This is a genomic window from Amycolatopsis sp. NPDC101161 (genome assembly GCF_044768185.1).
Lineage (GTDB): Bacteria > Actinomycetota > Actinomycetes > Mycobacteriales > Pseudonocardiaceae > Amycolatopsis.
The window spans coordinates 949,371-964,617 of record NZ_JBIWPI010000003.1 but is presented as its reverse complement, the minus strand read 5'-3'; the positions used below and the strand labels follow the sequence as shown (position 1 = coordinate 964,617).

General features: G+C 71.3%; 11 protein-coding genes. All 11 read right to left on the bottom strand.

Annotation, left to right across the window (positions count from 1 at the left end):
* Nucleotides 1-39: 39 nt before the first annotated feature.
* Nucleotides 40-4,002 (bottom strand): ThuA domain-containing protein, encoded by a 3,963-nt coding sequence (locus ACIRSS_RS25935; RefSeq protein ID WP_400899197.1) that lies wholly within the window; start codon nucleotides 4,000-4,002, stop codon nucleotides 40-42.
* On the bottom strand, nucleotides 3,999-4,985 hold the full coding sequence (locus tag ACIRSS_RS25930) for a multicopper oxidase domain-containing protein (RefSeq protein ID WP_400899195.1): 987 nt from the start codon (nucleotides 4,983-4,985) through the stop codon (nucleotides 3,999-4,001). Before ACIRSS_RS25930 ends, ACIRSS_RS25935 begins: the two co-directional genes overlap by 4 nt.
* A gap of 16 nt (nucleotides 4,986-5,001) precedes the next feature.
* Nucleotides 5,002-5,856 (bottom strand): TIM barrel protein, encoded by an 855-nt coding sequence (locus tag ACIRSS_RS25925; protein WP_400899193.1) that lies wholly within the window; start codon nucleotides 5,854-5,856, stop codon nucleotides 5,002-5,004.
* 9 nt (nucleotides 5,857-5,865) lie between these two features.
* Nucleotides 5,866-6,870 carry a sugar phosphate isomerase/epimerase family protein gene (locus tag ACIRSS_RS25920; RefSeq protein ID WP_400899191.1) on the bottom strand — a complete coding sequence of 335 codons (1,005 nt, stop codon included), beginning with the start codon at nucleotides 6,868-6,870 and terminating at the stop codon, nucleotides 5,866-5,868.
* Nucleotides 6,867-8,015 (bottom strand): Gfo/Idh/MocA family protein, encoded by a 1,149-nt coding sequence (locus ACIRSS_RS25915; RefSeq protein ID WP_400899189.1) that lies wholly within the window; start codon nucleotides 8,013-8,015, stop codon nucleotides 6,867-6,869. The genes ACIRSS_RS25920 and ACIRSS_RS25915 overlap by 4 nt, the downstream gene beginning before the upstream one ends.
* Before the next feature lie 31 nt (nucleotides 8,016-8,046).
* Nucleotides 8,047-9,102, bottom strand: coding sequence for a substrate-binding domain-containing protein (locus ACIRSS_RS25910; RefSeq protein WP_400899187.1), 1,056 nt, complete (start codon nucleotides 9,100-9,102; stop codon nucleotides 8,047-8,049).
* A 22-nt stretch (nucleotides 9,103-9,124) separates the two neighbouring features.
* Nucleotides 9,125-10,126 carry an ABC transporter permease gene (locus ACIRSS_RS25905; protein ID WP_400899185.1) on the bottom strand — a complete coding sequence of 334 codons (1,002 nt, stop codon included), beginning with the start codon at nucleotides 10,124-10,126 and terminating at the stop codon, nucleotides 9,125-9,127.
* A complete protein-coding gene (locus ACIRSS_RS25900) occupies nucleotides 10,123-11,622 on the bottom strand; it encodes a sugar ABC transporter ATP-binding protein (protein ID WP_400899183.1) in 1,500 nt (499 codons plus the stop codon). Before ACIRSS_RS25900 ends, ACIRSS_RS25905 begins: the two co-directional genes overlap by 4 nt.
* Nucleotides 11,619-12,800, bottom strand: a complete 1,182-nt coding sequence (locus ACIRSS_RS25895; RefSeq protein ID WP_400899180.1) for an ROK family protein — start codon at nucleotides 12,798-12,800, stop codon at nucleotides 11,619-11,621. The genes ACIRSS_RS25900 and ACIRSS_RS25895 overlap by 4 nt, the downstream gene beginning before the upstream one ends.
* Before the next feature lie 586 nt (nucleotides 12,801-13,386).
* The gene (locus ACIRSS_RS25890; protein ID WP_400899776.1) at nucleotides 13,387-14,559 is read right to left on the bottom strand and encodes an ROK family protein; all 1,173 of its coding nucleotides are present in this window, start codon (nucleotides 14,557-14,559) and stop codon (nucleotides 13,387-13,389) included.
* Between the two features lie 66 nt (nucleotides 14,560-14,625).
* Nucleotides 14,626-15,231, bottom strand: coding sequence for a hypothetical protein (locus tag ACIRSS_RS25885; RefSeq protein ID WP_400899178.1), 606 nt, complete (start codon nucleotides 15,229-15,231; stop codon nucleotides 14,626-14,628).
* Nucleotides 15,232-15,247: the final 16 nt, after the last annotated feature.

Sequence of the window (15,247 nt, the reverse complement as noted above, 5' to 3'; positions counted from 1 at the left end):
GGGAAGGGGGCCGGACGCGCGCGCCCGGCCCCCCTCGCGCTACAGCTGCCGCACCCGGATGTTGCGGAACTCGATCAGGTCGTTGTCGCTGTGGTTCTGCAGCCCGATGAACCCGCTGACGAACTGCCGCAGGTCGGTCGGCGGGTCACCCGCGCGCGACGACTGCTGGCCCGGAGTGTTGTCGAACTCGTTGATCACCACGCCGTTGCGGATCATCGTGTAGTGCTGCCCGACGACCTTGATCTCGTACTCGTTCCACGTGCCCTTCGGCCGGGCACCCGCCTGGTCGAGCGGGCGCGGGTCGAAGTTGTAGACCGACCCGGTCTTCTGCGGCTCACCGGAGTCGCCGTCGTAGATCTGGATCTCGTGGCCGCAGTAGATGGCCACCCAGGCCTGCGACGTCCGCGCCGAGCCGACCGTCCCGCAGCTGCCCGGCGGCCGCTGCTCCAGGGGTGTCCGCGGGTCCGGGAACCGGACGAACACGCCGCTGTTGGCCCGGTTCGGGTCCGGGGCGATGTCCTTGAACTGCACCTTCACCGAGAAGTTCCCGAACTGCCGCTGGGCGTACCAGAGCATGCCCAGCCCGCCGGCCGAGCGGATCGACCCGTCGGGCTGCAACGTGAACTGCCCGGACGGCGCCTGTTCCCAGCCGCGCAACGACGCCGCCGTACCGTCGAACAACGCCTCGTAGCCCGTCGTGCCCGCCTTCCCGATCGGCGACGCCTCGGCCGCCGCGTTCAGCTCGGCGGACTCGTCGGCGTTGAGGACCCCGAGGTCGGACAGCGTCTCGGTGGCCTGCTCGACGTGGTTGACGAACGCCGCGTGGGTGGTCCACACGCCTTCGTCGTCGATGAAGTCGTCCACCGTGCAGCCGCCGCCGGCGTTGCGGTTGACCACCTTCGTGAGGGTGTCGCCCAACGTCACCACCGGGCTCGGGTCGGCCACCACGCAGCCGACGTTCACCGACGTCCGGGTGGTCACCGCTTCGCCGTCCGCGTAGGTCACGGTCAGCTTGGCGGTGAAGAGGCCGGTGCGCGGGTAGGTGTGCCGCGGGTCGGCCTGGGTGGACACCGAGCCGTCGCCGAACTCCCAGCGGTAGGACACGCCGCCGGACTTCGAGCCGGTGAACGCCGCCGTCAGCGCCTTGTTCTGCACCATCGTCGACGACGCCGCCGGCGCCGGGGTCGGCGCGCCGCCCGTGTAGCTGATCTTCAGCAGCTTCTGGTTGGCGTCCAGGGAGAAGAACCCGTTGCCGTAGTCGAGCACGTACAGGGCGCCGTCCGGACCGAACTTGGCGTCCATCCAGCTCTGCACGCGGGTGTCCCCCGCACCGCCCGGGATGATCTGCCGGAACGTCTCGCCGAACACCGGTGGCTGGTGCGTCGGCACGCCCGCCGGGTCGACGGTCACCGCGACGCGGTTCTGCGCGTTGGACTCGTCGCCGATGAACCACTTGTTGTCCCAGTACGCCGGCCACGCGACGCCGCTGTTCGTGTTGACCAGCGAACGGTGGTACGTCGGCCCGGACATGACCGCCTGGCCGCCGCCGCGCAGGTACGGCTGGGTGTAGGTGGCGTCCGCCGCGACGTACGTCGGGATGGACGAGCCCGGCCGCTTCGGGAAGACCGGGCCGCCGCCGTCCGGCGAGTACCAGATCATGTTGTCCTTGATCGGCGGCAGGTTCACCAGACCGGTGTTGCGCGGCGAGGTGTTGACCGGGTTGTCGCAGTCGTACCAGCCGGTCAGCTCCGCCGCGTTGGTGCTGCTGCGGTCGCGGTAGGGCTGCCGGTTGCCCATGCAGTACGGCCAGCCGTGGTTGCCCGCCTCGGTGATGATCGTCGCCGTCTCGTACTTCGCCGGGCCCAGTTCCGGGCTCGGCGAGGACGCGTCGGGGCCGACCCAGCCCGCCGTCATCCAGTTGTGCACCGGGTCGATCTGCAGGCGCGAGATGTTGCGGACGCCCATCACGTAGATCTCCGGGCGCGTCTTGTCCGCCGGCCCGTTCGGGAACAGGTTCCCCTGCGGGATCGTGTACGTCCCGTTCGCCTCCGGGTGGATGCGCAGGATCTTGCCGTCCAGGTCGTTCGTGTTGCCCGCCGTGCGGCGCGCGTCCTGGAACGAGATGCCCTTGTAGTCCAGCGTCCAGTTGTTGCCGGAGTAGCCGTTCGAGCCGCCCGAGGAGTTGTTGTCCCCGGACCCGATGTAGAGGTTGCCGTCCTTGTCGAACGCCATGCCGCCGCCGGCGTGGCAGCAGCTGTGGATCTGGACGTCCCAGGACAGCAGGTCCTTGCGGGTGGCCTGGTCGAGGGTCTGCGCGGTGAGGTTGTAGGTGAACCGCGAGACCGTGCGCTTGCCGATCCGCTTGTCGCGGTCGATCGACTCGTGCGGCATCCAGTAGGCGTACATGTAGCCGTTTTCGGCGAACTTCGGGTCCAGCGTCAGCCCGAGCAGGCCCTCTTCGTTCTTGACGAGCTCGTCACCGCTGCCGCGGTTGCCCATCACGCGCAACGTCGTGAGCAGCTTCGGCTTCTTGGTGACCGGGTCCCACTGGTGGATCGTGCCGCAGCCGAGGCCGACGTTCGGGTCGTCCCAGCTGACGACCGGCCCGGTCGGGCAGGCCGCCTTGCCGATGTAGAACACCTTGCCGTCGGGGGCGATGGTCAGCCCGTGCGGCTCGCCGATCTGGTCGAGCTGCCCGGCCGCGTTCTTGCCGGTCAGCCGCTCGACCTTGTAGTTCGCGGCGATCCCGGCCTGGCAGTCGCCGCGCACCATGCCGGTCGTCCAGCGCAGGGCGCCGAGCAGGTGCTTGCGGAACTGGTCTTCGCCGTAGGACCCCTCGGTGCGGCCCATGCCGGTGTAGAAGGAACGGCCGCCGTCGTAGTCGCGGCACCAGGAGATCGGGTGGAACGCGCCGTTCGCGCCGCCCCCCGGGTTGTAGCCCTTCTCCTCGACCTGCGCGACCGTGTGGACGGTCCCGACCGGGTTGGTCTCCCAGTTGAGCCAGCGGTCGGTGCGCGTCCAGTTCTGCGGCAGCCCGGCGGTGGCCGGGTGCTGCGCGTCGAGGACGTCGATCACGGCCTGCTGCGGCGCAGGCTCGGGCGGCGGCGGGGTCGTCGAGGTGTCCTTGAACAGCTTGAGGTCGGCGAGCTGGATGAGCGGCTCACCCGAGTTCGCGGTGATGTTCAGCCGGTAGTTCGGGTACACCGTCGTGTTGGCGAAGGTGAACGTCCGGGTCTGGAACCGTTCCTGGAACACCTCGTTCGTGCGCGTGTCCAGGTCGACCCAGGTGCTCCCGTCGGCCGAACCCTGCAGGGTCCAGTTCTTCGGGTCGCGGCCGGGGAAGTCGTTGGCCGACACCAGCGAGTAGCTGCTGACCGCGACCGGGGCGGCCATCTTGTAAGCCGCCCAGCCGGTCGTGGCGAACGTCAGCCACTTGGTGTTCTCGTTGTTGTCGGCCAGCTTCTCCTTGGTTTCGTTCGGCGGGTTCTCCGCGCTCGCGGTCACCGACGCGACCGCTTCGGGCGTCGGGCGCGCGCCGACCGGGCGAGCGCCGATCAGCCCGGTGAACCACTGGGACGAGTCCTGCGCGCGGGCCGCGTCGGAGACGCCGAGGAACCCGCCACCGCCCTTCATGTAGGCCTGCAGCGCGCCTTCCTGGTCACGGCTGAGCGTGACGCCCTGCGCGGACAGGAACACGACCCCGCGGTACTTCGCGAGGTTGGCGGTGCTGAACACAGCCGGGTCCGAGGACGCCGTGACCGTGATCCCGTTGTCCGTGCCCAGCCGCGCGATCGCGTCGGCCGCGCGCAGCACCGGGTCCTTCTGGTCCGCCGCCGCGCCGTGGAAGACCAGCACGTTCACGGGCACGTTCACCACGGCGGGCGCGGCCTGCGCCACCGGCATCGTGATCAGCGGGGCCCCGGCCGCCAGGACCGAGCCGATGGCGAGCACGAGCGCCCCCCGCCTTCCGAACCATCGTCTTTTCATAGCTCCCGTCCTCATGCGTGTGTCCGGCCGTCGGGGTTCATGTCGTGCCCGGCGTGGCCGTGCTCCTTGAACCGGTCGATCGCGTCCTGCGCGCCGTCCGGCAGGCTGCCGTCGGCGTTGCGGACCAAGAACAGGCCCACCATCCCGCCGTCGGAGTGGGTCTGGACGTGGCAGTGGTACATCCACACCCCGGGCCCGACGCCCTCGCCGGCGATCACCTGGAAGCCGAACGAGCTGCCGGGGTCGAGGTTCTTGTTGTCGACGATGGCAGCGTTGTCAGCGGCGCCGCTGAGCATCCCGGTGCGGGTGTCGGCCCAGCGGTGGGCGTGCAGGTGGAACGTGTGCGGCAGGCTGCCGTACCCGACGCACACCCACTCGACGCGCTCGCCGAGGCGTGCCTCGAGGATCGGCGTGTCCGGCGCCATCTCGTGGTTGATCATCATCTCGTTGAACACGACGGTGTACTGCCGGCTCGGCAGCAGGTCGCCGCGCTTGCGCACGATCAACCCGCCGTAGAGCCCGCGCGCGAGACCGGCCGTGCCGTGGTCGGTGCCCATCGCGTGGTCGTGGTAGTGCCAGTAGCCGGCGTTGCCCGGCATCCAGAAGCCGCCGCCGGCGTCGTACCGGGTCCGCGTCTTCCAGGTGTAGGTCCGCGTCTCGCCCGGCTTGTTGAACGACGCGTTGAGCGGGGCGCCGTCGGAGCCGGTGTCGTAGTTGACGCCGTGCGGGTGGATCGACAGCCGCTGGTCGGTCCGGTTGACCAGTTCGATCTCGAGGGTGTCGCCCTCGTAGATCTCCAGCAGCGGCCCCGGGATCGTGGCCTTGCCCGGCTCGAGGCCGTAGCCGTAGAGGCCGCCGGGCAGGGCTTCGGCGTAGATCGTGATCTGGCGGGTCAGGCCCGCGGCCGACGCCGTCCCGGCCGTCGCGGCCAGCCCGACGGCGGGCGCGAGCACGCCCGCGGCGGTTCCGGCCAGCATCGACCGACGTGACACTCGCATGTGGATTCCCCCGGGGTCAGAAGCGCACGGTGCGGAGGTACTCGAACCCGACCTTCGCGGTGTTCAGCGGGTCGGCGGGCTGGTCGTGCTCGACGATGTACTCGCCGATGTTGTGGCAGGAAGCGGCGAAGATGCGCGGGAAGTTGATGACACCGGCGCCGGGGTCGACCATCCGCCCGTCCGCGGTCCGGTCCTTCACGTGGTACTGCGTGACGCGCGGGTAGTTGCGCCGGAACAGCTCGACCGGGTCCGCGCCGCCGTTCACCGCCCAGAACAGGTCGATTTCCAGGTGCACGAGCCGCTTGTCCGTCTTCGCGGTGAGCACGTCGTAGGGCACGACACCGCCGATCGGGGCGAACTCGTGGTCGTGGTTGTGGTAGCCGAGCTTCAGCCCGGCCTTCCGGAAGGCGACCGCGGCGGTGTTCATGCGGCCCGCGAAGGCCTCCCACTCGTCGATGGTGCCGAAGTTCGCGTACGGCACCACGACGGAGCGGTTGCCGAGGACCTCGGCGTCGGCGATGGTCTGGTTCAGGTCGCCGTCGATGCCGACGTGCGTCGAGGAAGCCTTGATGTGGCACCGGTCGAGGATGGCGCGGAACTCGGCGGCACTGCGGCCGTAGGTGCCGGCCAGCTCGACCTTCCGGTAGCCGATGTCGGCCAGCGCGGACAGCGTGCCTTCGGGGTCGTTCTGCAGCAGCGACCGCAGCGAGTAGAGCTGGATGCTGATCTTGTCGAGCGGAACGCGCTGCCGGGCCTGGGTGGCGTCCGCGGTACCGGGCAACGCGATGGCCGCCGCCCCCACGGTGAGGGCCGCTGTCGCCACGTTCAGGAACGTTCGTCGGGAGTGCTGCTCTGGCAAGTCACCGCACATGGAACTCCCTCATCTCTGGTTGCTGAAAGCCGCGTCGAAAGCCGCCGACGGCTGGTCGAACAGGTGCTCGCGCAGGTACTTCACCGCCTCCGCCGCGCCCCGGAGCCGGTCCATCCCGGCGTCTTCCCACTCCACCGAGATCGGGCCGGTGTAGCCGATCGAGTTCAGCGCCCGGAAGCAGTCCTCCCACGGGACGTCGCCGTGGCCGACGGACACGAAGTCCCAGCCGCGGCGGGGATCCGCCCAGGCCAGGTGCGAGCCGAGCCGGCCGTTGCGGCCGTCGAAGCGCTTGCGGGTGTCCTTGCAGTCGACGTGGTAGATCCGGTCGGCGAAGTCGAGGATGAACCCGACCGGATCGAGGTCCTGCCAGACGAAGTGCGACGGGTCCCAGTTCAGCCCGAACGCGGGCCGGTGGTCCACGGCTTCGAGCGCGCGCTTGGTCGTCCAGTAGTCGTAGGCGATCTCCGACGGGTGGACCTCGTGTGCGAACCGGACGCCCACCTCGTCGAAGACGTCGAGGATCGGGTGCCAGCGACGCGCGAAGTCCGCGTAACCGTCATCGATGTCATCGCGCGTGACCGGGGGAAACATCGCCACGTACTTCCAGATCTTCGACCCGGTGAAGCCGATGACGGTGTCGACCCCGAGCTTCGCCGCCGCCCGCGCGGTGTCGGCCATTTCGGCCGCGGCCCGCTGCCGGACGCCCTCCGGTTCGCCGTCGCCCCAGACGCGGGACGGCAGGATCGCGCGGTGCCGGGCGTCGATCGGGTCGTCGCAGACGGCCTGCCCGACGAGGTGGTTCGAGATCGCCCACACCTTGAGCCCGTGCTCGGCCAGCAGCGCGAGCCGCGCCGGCACGTAGTCCTCTTCGGACAGTGCCCGGTCGACCTCGAAGTGGTCGCCCGAGCAAGCGATTTCCAGGCCGTCGTAACCCCAGTCGGCAGCGAGCTTGCAGACCGCCGTGAACGGCAGATCGGCCCACTGGCCGGTGAACAGCGTGACGGGTCGGCTCATTTCCCCTCCTCCACCGGGGTCCAGGCTGCCTGCGCGGCCGCGCTCTTCTCGACGGCGTCCAGCACGCGCTGGACGCGCAGGCCGTCGTCGAAGCTCGGGGCGGGATCGGTGCCCGCGCCGATGGCGTCCAGCAGGTCGGCGACCTCATGGGTGAACGTGTGCTCGTAGCCGAGCAGGTGCCCCGGCGGCCACCACGCGCCGACGTACGGGTGCTGCGGCTCGGTGACGAGGATGCGGCGGAAGCCGGCTTCGGTCCCGCTTCCCTCGTACCACTGGAGCTCGTTCATCGACTCGAAGTCGAACGCCAGGCTCGCCTTCGACCCGTTGATCTCCAGCCGCATCGCGTTCTTGCGGCCCAGCGCGAACCGCGTCGCCTCGAAGGTCGCCACCGCGCCCCCGGCCAGCCGGGCCAGGAACAACGCGGTGTCGTCGACCGTCACGTCGTCGGTCCCGCCGTTCTCGGCCGGCCGCTGCTTCACGAAGGTGTTCGTCAGGGCCGAGACGCCGGTGATCAGGTCGCCGGTGACGAACTGGGCGGCGTCGACGATGTGCGCGCCCAGGTCGCCCAGTGCCCCCGAGCCCGCGCTTTCGCGACGCAGCCGCCAGGTCATCGGCGCCTCCGGGTCGGACAACCAGTCCTGCAGGTACACCGACCGCACGTGCCGGATCTCGCCGAGCGCCCCGCTGGACACCAGCTTCCTGGCGTGCGCGAGCGCGGGCACCCGGCGGTAGTTGAACGCGACCATGGCCCGCACCCCGCGGTCCCGGGCCCGCCGCGCCGCCTCGGCCATCGCCTCGGCCTCCGCGACCGAGTTGGCCAGCGGTTTCTCGCACAGCACGTGCTTCCCGGCCTCGAGCGCGGCGATCGCGATCTCCGCGTGGCTGTCCCCCGGCGTGCAGACGTCGACCAGGCCGACGTCGTCCCGGGCGACGAGCTTGCGCCAGTCCGTCTCGACGGCGTCCCAGCCGAACTTCTCCGCGGCGGCCTTGGCCCGGGCCTCGTCGCGCCCGGCGAGGACGGCGAGACGCGGCACCAGCGGTGGATCGAAGAACCGGTGGACGCTGCGCCAGGCGTGCGAATGCACCGCACCCATGAACGCGTGGCCCACCATCCCGATCCCGATCGTTTCCCGTGCCGGGCTCATACCCCTCCTTTGTTCTCTGTGGACAGACCGGTCAGGAGTCGAAGCCGACGTCCAGGTACTGGTCGACGTTCTCCTTGGTCACGACCGCCGAGTACGTCGTGATGTCGGCCGGGATGTCGTGCTCGGCCAGGTCGCCGATCCCCTTGTTCTGCCCGAGCAGCCGGGCGAGCGCGACCGCCGTCGAGGCCATCGACGGGCTGTAGAGCACGGTCGCCTTGATCGGCGACGCGTCGGCCTTGATCAGGTTCATCATGTTCTTCGAGCCGGCGCCGCCGACCATGATGAACTCCTTCCGGCCCGCGGTGTCGATCGCGGCGTTGACGCCGATGCCCTGGTCGTCGTCGTGGTTCCACAGCGCGTCCAGCTTGGGCGCGCCCTGCAGCAGGTTCGCCGTCTGCTGCTCCCCCGATTCCGACGTGAACTGCGCCGACACGCGCGGGCCGACCTTGAACCCGGCGCGGCCCAGCGCGTCCTTGAAGCCCTTGCTGCGTTCCTGGGTCAGCGGCAGCGAGTCGATCCCGGCGACCTCGCCGATGATCGGGTTGGCGACGTTCTTCTTCTTGAGCTCCGCGGCGATGTAGTTGCCCGCGTTGACGCCCATCCGGTAGTTGTCGCCGCCGATCCACGTTCTATACGCCAGCGGCGTGTCGAAGACGCGGTCGAGGTTGATCACCGGGATGCCGGCGTCCATCGCCTGCTGGCCGACCGCGGTGAGCGCCTTGCCGTCGAACGGCAGGATCACCAGGACGTCGACCTTGGCGTTGATCAGCGTCTCCACCTGGGAGATCTGCTGGTTGACGTCGTTGGTGCCCTCGGTGGCGTTGAACTTCACCTCGCTGAACTTCTGCGCCTGGGCCTTGGCGTTCTTGGTGATCGCCGCGATCCAGCCGTGGTCGGCGGCGGGCGCGGAGAAGCCGATGGTGATCGGCTTGCCCGGCTGGGCGTTGTTGCCCGCGTTGGCGACCGGCGCGCCTGCTTCCGAGTTAGCGGGCGTGTTCGACGTGCAGCCGGCCAGCAGCGCGCCGGCGCCGACGGCGGCCCCGCCCAGCAGGAATCCCCGGCGGCCGAGGAAGGGTTGTTCGGCCATGGTGAACCTCCATCGGTGGTGACTACGGACCGGTCCTGGCTTTCCTGGCCCGGAACTGCAAGAGCACGGCGAGCACGATGATCACGCCCTTGGCGATGTTCTGGATGTCGGTGTCCAGGTTGTTCAGCGTGAAGATGTTCGACAGCACCGTGAAGATCAGCACGCCGATGAGGGTGCCGATGAGCGAGCCGCGGCCGCCGGTCAGCAGCGTGCCGCCGATGACCACCGCCGCGATCGCGTCGAGCTCGTAGAACATGCCGTTGGTCGACGCGCCCGCCGTCGTCCGCGCGACGACCATGAGCGCGGCGATCCCGCAGCACAGCCCGGCCACGCCGTAGACGAGCGCGAGGTGGCGCTTGACGTTGATGCCGGCCAGCCGCGACGCCTCGGCGTTGCCGCCGACCGCGTACGTCCGCCGGCCGAAGGTGGTGCGGTTGAGCACGACCCAGCCGACCGCGAAGACCAGCGCGAACAGCCAGATCAGCGTCGGGATGCCGAGGAAGCTCCCCCGGAAGAAGGCGAGGAAGTCCTGGTCGGCGACGACCTGGGTGCGGCGGCCGCTGATCCGCTCGGCGAGCCCGCGGGCCGAGACGTACATCGCGAGCGTCGCGATGAACGGCACGACCTTGCCGTAGGCGACGAGGACGCCGTTGACCAGCCCGCAGCCGAGGCCGACGGCGAGTCCACAGAGGACCATCACCCACGGCCCGTACGACTGCGTGGCCAGGGTCGTCAGCCAGACGCCGGCCAGGCCGACCATCGAGCCGACGGACAGGTCGATCCCGCCGCTGATGATCACGAACGTCATCCCGACGCTGACCACCCCGATCGCCGCGGCCAGCCGCAGGATCGTCGAGATGTTGCTTTCGGTGAAGAACAGCTCGGGCCGGGTGAACTGGCCGACCAGGCACAGCACGACGAGCACGCCGGCCAGGCCGAGCAGCCGCGGGTCGGCGGAGAAGGCGAACCGCCGCTTCCGTTCGGTGGGAAGCGCTTCCTGTGGCGGTGCTTGCGTTTCGGTCATGCCGCGCTCCCCTCGAGAATCACGTCGAGCACCTCGGCCTCGGTCAGCCCCGCGGAGCGCCGGTCGGCGAGGACGCGGCCCTCGCGCAGCACCAGCACCCGGTCGGACAGCCCGAGCACCTCGGGGATTTCACTGGACACCAGCACGATCGCGACGCCGGTCGCGGCCAGCTCGTCGATCAGCCGGTACAGCTCCGCGCGGGCGCCGACGTCGACACCGCGCGTCGGCTCGTCGAGCAGCAGCACCCGGCACCCGCGGACCAGCCACCGCGCGAGCACGGCCTTCTGCTGGTTGCCGCCGGAGAGCGTCCGGACGATCCGGCGCGGGTCGGCGGGCCGCAGGTCGAGGCGGCGCAGGCTCGCGCCGGCGTCGTCCAGTTCCTTGGCGCGCTCGGTGAAGCCGAGCTTCGCGTAGCGGCCGAGGCTGGCCAGGGTCACGTTGTGCACCACCGGCAGGTCCAGCAGCAGGCCCTGGCTCTTGCGTTCCTCGGGCGCGAGGCCGATCCCGGCCTTGACGGCGGCCCGGACGTTGCCGGTGCTCAGGGGTTTCCCCTCCACGGTGATGGTGCCGGAGTCGGCTTTGCGCGCGCCGAAGATCGTCTCGAGCAGTTCGCTGCGGCCCGAGCCGACCAGCCCGGCGATGCCGACGACCTCACCCGCGTGGACGGTGAAGCTGACGTCCTCGAACTCGCCGTGCCGGGAGAGGTGCTCGACTTCGAGGGCCGTCTCGGGCCGGGCGTGGCCGTCGTGACGCGGCCCGAAGACCGTCTCGACCTTGCGTCCGGCCATGAGCGCGACCAGGTCGGCGGTCGGCGTCGCGGCGGCGTCGAGGCCGGTGCCGACGGTCCGGCCGTCCTTGAGCACGGTCACGCGGTGGCCGATCCGGCGCAGCTCTTCGAGCCGGTGGGAGATGTAGACGACCGCGACGCCGTCGGCGGTCAGCTCGCCGACGATCCGGAAGAGGTTGTCGACCTCCTCGCCGGCCAGCGCGGCGGTGGGTTCGTCCATCACGAGCAGCCGGGCGTCGTGGGCGAGCGCGCGGGCCATCGAGACGAGCTGCTGCCCGGCGGCGGAGAGCTTGCCGACCTCGGTGTTCGGGCGGATGCCGGGGTGGCCGAGCCGGGCCATCAGGCGGGCGGCCTCGTCGCGGGCCTGGCTCAGGCGGGTGAAGCCGAAGCGGGCGCGTTCGTGGCCGAGGAAGATGTTGTCCGCCACCGAAAGGCCGGGCACCAGGTCGAGCTCCTGGTACATGGTGGCGATGCCGAGGCGCAGGGCGTCGACCGGCGAGCCGAGCGTCACGGGCTCGCCCTGCCAGGTGATCTCGCCGGTGTCGGGCTGGTGCGCGCCGGCGAGGACCTTGATGAGCGTCGACTTGCCGGCGCCGTTCTGCCCGAGCAGGCAGTGCACCTCGCCCGGTTCGACGTCGAGGTCGACGCCGTCGAGCGCGCGAACGCCGGGGAAGGTCTTCACGATCCCGCGGACGGACAGCAGGCTCATACCAGGGCCTCCTCGACGAGCGTCGGGTTCTCGAACAGCCGCTCGGCGGCCAGGTGCGCGGCGCCCCGCAGCGGAGCGCCCAGACCGAGCCGGGACGGCACGATCCGGGCGTGACCGAGCGGCCGGGCGGCGAGCTCGACGCGGATCGGTTCCACGAGCCAGTCGCCGAGTTCGGCGAAGTAACCGCCGAGCACGACGACATCCGGGTCGAGCACGTCGACCACAGTGGACAGTGCGACGCCGAGCGCGACGCCGAGTTCGTGGACCGCCGTGGCCGCGCGCTGGTCGCCGAGCCGGACGCGCTGCTTGAGCAGCGTCACCCGGCCGCCGACGCCGAGGGCGGGATCGTGCAGCGGGTCACCGGGCGGTGCCGCGGCCCGCAGGACCGCGGCCAGGTTCGCCTTCGTCTCCAGGCAGCCGGTCCGGCCGCAGGAGCAGCGTTCGCCGGACGGGTCGACGGCGATGTGCCCGACCTCGCCCGCGAAGCCGCGCGCGCCACGCAGGATCGTCCCCCCGGAGACGAGCCCGCCGCCGACGGCGGTGCCACCGCTGAGGTAGAAAAGTTCGCTGCCGACGCCGTCGACGGCCTCGGCGAGGGCGCCGAGGTTGGCTTCGTTGTCGACGGCGACGGCCTCGGCGGGCACGCCCAGCCGGGCGGCCATCAGGCCGGCGATCTCGGCGTCCCGCCAGCGCAGGGCGGGGGCGAGCCGCAGCACGGCGGCGGCCGAGTCGACGAGCCCGGGTACGGAGACGGCGACCCCGACGGGGGTGCCGGGCAGCACGTCGTGGGCGAGGTGGGCGAGTTCGTCCATGCAGCGCGGAAGTCCGAGCGCGGCGACGTCGACGGTCTCGGCTCTTTCGGCGAGGGTCCGGCCGGTGAGATCGGTGACGACGGCGGAAAGGCGGTCGGCTTCGATGCCGAGGGCCAGGGCGTAGGCGTCTTCGCCGTGGAGTTCGACGAGCCGGCTCGGCCGCCCGTTGCCGGCCCGCACCCCGGCGGCCCGCACGAGCCCCCGCCCGGCGAGATCGGCGAGCAGGCCCGGAAGGGCGGACTTCGCGATCCCGCACCGGGCGGCGAGCTGGGTGCGAGAGAGGGGGCCGCCGCGAAGGGCGCGGAGGACGGAGGCGAGATTGGCCGTACGCGGGCTCGCCGGGTCGGCTCGCCTGGTGTCGGCCACGATGCCCCCACTTGTGTCGCGAGTCGACAGACTTTGTCGCTCAGGCAGCGAAAGTAGGGTGGCGCGCATCACTCGTCAAGGTGATGAAGTCGGGTTTTGCCCGGTTTTCACCCGGATAGACGTGCGAAACCGGACAGACTTTCGGTTGGTCGATGCGAAAGTCTGGCCGGTTCTGACATTTCGCGGGTGGCTGGGAGGACGCTCGGCGGGGGTTCTTGGGGCGGGGTTCCGGCGAGATTGGACCCGCGCCGAGTGGGTTCGGCCGGGGCGTCCGCGCCCCGCAGCGCGCGGGTGCCACAGCCGGGCGCGCTGAGCCGGTACCGGCGATCCGCGCTCGCGCCCTGGGCGCCGCCCACCCCGCAAAGCGGGCGCGAGGCTGGCCGAGCCCCGGTTGCCGCAGCCGGGCGCGCTCAGCGGCACCCGGCGAATCCGCGCTCGGCCGGCACTGGCGTCGCGGGCGCCCACCGCGCGAGGCGGCAGGATCGGCGGCCGCGAGGCTGCGGGCTCCAGCCTCAGCGCGCGCCCCGTTGGCATCCTCGAGCCGCTCCGGTGAGCCGTGTTCAGCCGTCGCGCGCCACCCGAAACCTCAGCTGCTGAGCGTGAAGGCCCGATCAGTAGCCGACCAAGCAGCCCCGATCACCCCAGCCGTCTCCCCCAGCTCCGACAGCACGATCGGCAGATTCCCCGTCGCCAGCGGGAGCGACCTCCGGTACACCGCGCTCCGCACCTCCGCCAGCAGCTGGTGCCCGAGCTGGGACACCCCGCCGCCGATCACCACCATCCCCGGGTTGATGAAGCTCACCAGCGAGGCGATCACCTGGCCGAGCCGGCGGCCGCCGTCGCGGATGAGGTTCACCGCTCCGAAGTCGCCCGCCGCCGCGGCGAGACCTACGTCGCGGGCCGTGATCGCGCCGCGTTCGGCTGCCGCTTCCGCCAAGTGCGCCGAACGGCCGCTGCGGGCCAGTGCCAGCCCGTCGCGGGCCAGGGCCGCGCCGCCGAAGTACGCCTCCAGGCAGCCGACCTCGCCGCACGCGCACGTCGGGCCGTAGTCGTCCAGCCGGATGTGCCCGATGTCGCCCGCCGTGCCCGCGACCCCGCGGTAGACCTTGCCGCCCAGCACGATGCCGCAGCCGATCCCCGTGCCGATCTTGACGAACATCAGGTCGTCGGTCGACCGCGCGACCCCCGCGTGCCGCTCCCCCAGCGCCATCGCGTTGACGTCGTTGTCGACCGCCACCGGGCAGCCCCACAGGCCGCCGAGGTGGTCGCGCACGTTGAACCGGTCCCAGCCGGGCATGATCGGCGGCGCCACCGCCATCCCCTCGGCGAAGCTGACCGGCCCCGGCAGGCCGATCCCCGCCGCGACCAGTCGGCCGGGCGCCTGGTCCCGGACCTTCGCCGCGAGCTCGGCGACCCGCCGCAGCACCGGGTGCGGCCCCTGCCGGACGTCGCAGTCTTCGACGGTGTGTGCGAGCACCTCGCACGAAGCGTCGGTGACGGCCAGGCCGACCGACGTCGCGCCGACGTCCACCCCGAGCACCCGCAGGTCGCCGGCGAGCCGGACGAGCGTGGAGCGCCGGCCGCCGCGGCTGGCCGACGGGCCCGCCGTCTCGACGAGCCCGACCTCCCCGAGCCGGGTCACCTCGGCGCCCACGCGGGCCCGCGGCAGCTCCAGCCGCTCCCCCAGCTCGACCCGCGACATCGGGCCCTCGTCGCGCAGCAGGGTGAGCAACCGGGTCTGGTGCCGGGTCTCGACCATCGACTGCTCCGGGCTGGATACCGCGCTCATTCGGCCCAGCGTAGTGCGTCGGCGCGCGCGACCGGGTCACTCCGGCCAGCGCACCTCGTCCGGGTACTGGTGGAACTGCCGCAGGTGCCGCTCTTCCGTGCGGCCCTGCAGCGGGAACTTGAAGCGGGAATCGTCCGGCCAGGTCAGCGTGCGTTTGCGGAAGCTGACCTCCGGGGCCGCGCTGCCCCGGGCCTCCCACACGACGACCGGTTCGGGCGCGTCGGCCGGGTCCAGGTACGTCGATCCGGTGTCCACGAACGCGACCGACGACGGCGAGCACACCAGCCACGGACCCTTCGCCCGCCGGAGCAGGTCGAGCGGCTCGAGGACCTGGGCACCGGCCGGGCCGGTCACGTGGACCTCGCGTTCGCCCTCGCCGCCGCCGCTGCCCGCCGCGCTCGCCAGGTACGCGACGTACCCCACCGCCGCGCCGATCCCGCGCGCGACGGTCAGGAAACCCTGACGTACCAGGCCTTCGCCCTCGACCGTGCCGTCCGGACGGCGGCCAGGCACGGCGAAGCGCAGGTCCGCGTCGCCCAGGCGCAGCACGATCACCGGCTCCCGCCAGCGGTCGCGCATCAGCTCCTCGACGCGCTCGCGGAACCCGGGACGCACGAGGGCAGCGTCCTTCGTGGACTCCATGCGCTCGGCGAACTCG

Bases quoted from the DNA above. Each gene is read 5' to 3' on its own strand.
- ACIRSS_RS25935 (WP_400899197.1), bottom strand. From the start codon at position 4,002: ATGAGGACGGGAGCTATGAAAAGACGATGGTTCGGAAGGCGGGGGGCG.
- ACIRSS_RS25920 (WP_400899191.1), bottom strand. From the start codon at position 6,870: ATGAGCCGACCCGTCACGCTGTTCACCGGCCAGTGGGCCGATCTGCCG.
- ACIRSS_RS25900 (WP_400899183.1), bottom strand. From the start codon at position 11,622: ATGAGCCTGCTGTCCGTCCGCGGGATCGTGAAGACCTTCCCCGGCGTT.
- ACIRSS_RS25915 (WP_400899189.1), bottom strand. From the start codon at position 8,015: ATGAGCCCGGCACGGGAAACGATCGGGATCGGGATGGTGGGCCACGCG.
- ACIRSS_RS25910 (WP_400899187.1), bottom strand. From the start codon at position 9,102: ATGGCCGAACAACCCTTCCTCGGCCGCCGGGGATTCCTGCTGGGCGGG.
- ACIRSS_RS25890 (WP_400899776.1), bottom strand. From the start codon at position 14,559: ATGGTCGAGACCCGGCACCAGACCCGGTTGCTCACCCTGCTGCGCGAC.
- ACIRSS_RS25925 (WP_400899193.1), bottom strand. From the start codon at position 5,856: ATGTGCGGTGACTTGCCAGAGCAGCACTCCCGACGAACGTTCCTGAAC.
- ACIRSS_RS25905 (WP_400899185.1), bottom strand. From the start codon at position 10,126: ATGACCGAAACGCAAGCACCGCCACAGGAAGCGCTTCCCACCGAACGG.
- ACIRSS_RS25885 (WP_400899178.1), bottom strand. From the start codon at position 15,231: ATGGAGTCCACGAAGGACGCTGCCCTCGTGCGTCCCGGGTTCCGCGAG.
- ACIRSS_RS25930 (WP_400899195.1), bottom strand. From the start codon at position 4,985: ATGCGAGTGTCACGTCGGTCGATGCTGGCCGGAACCGCCGCGGGCGTG.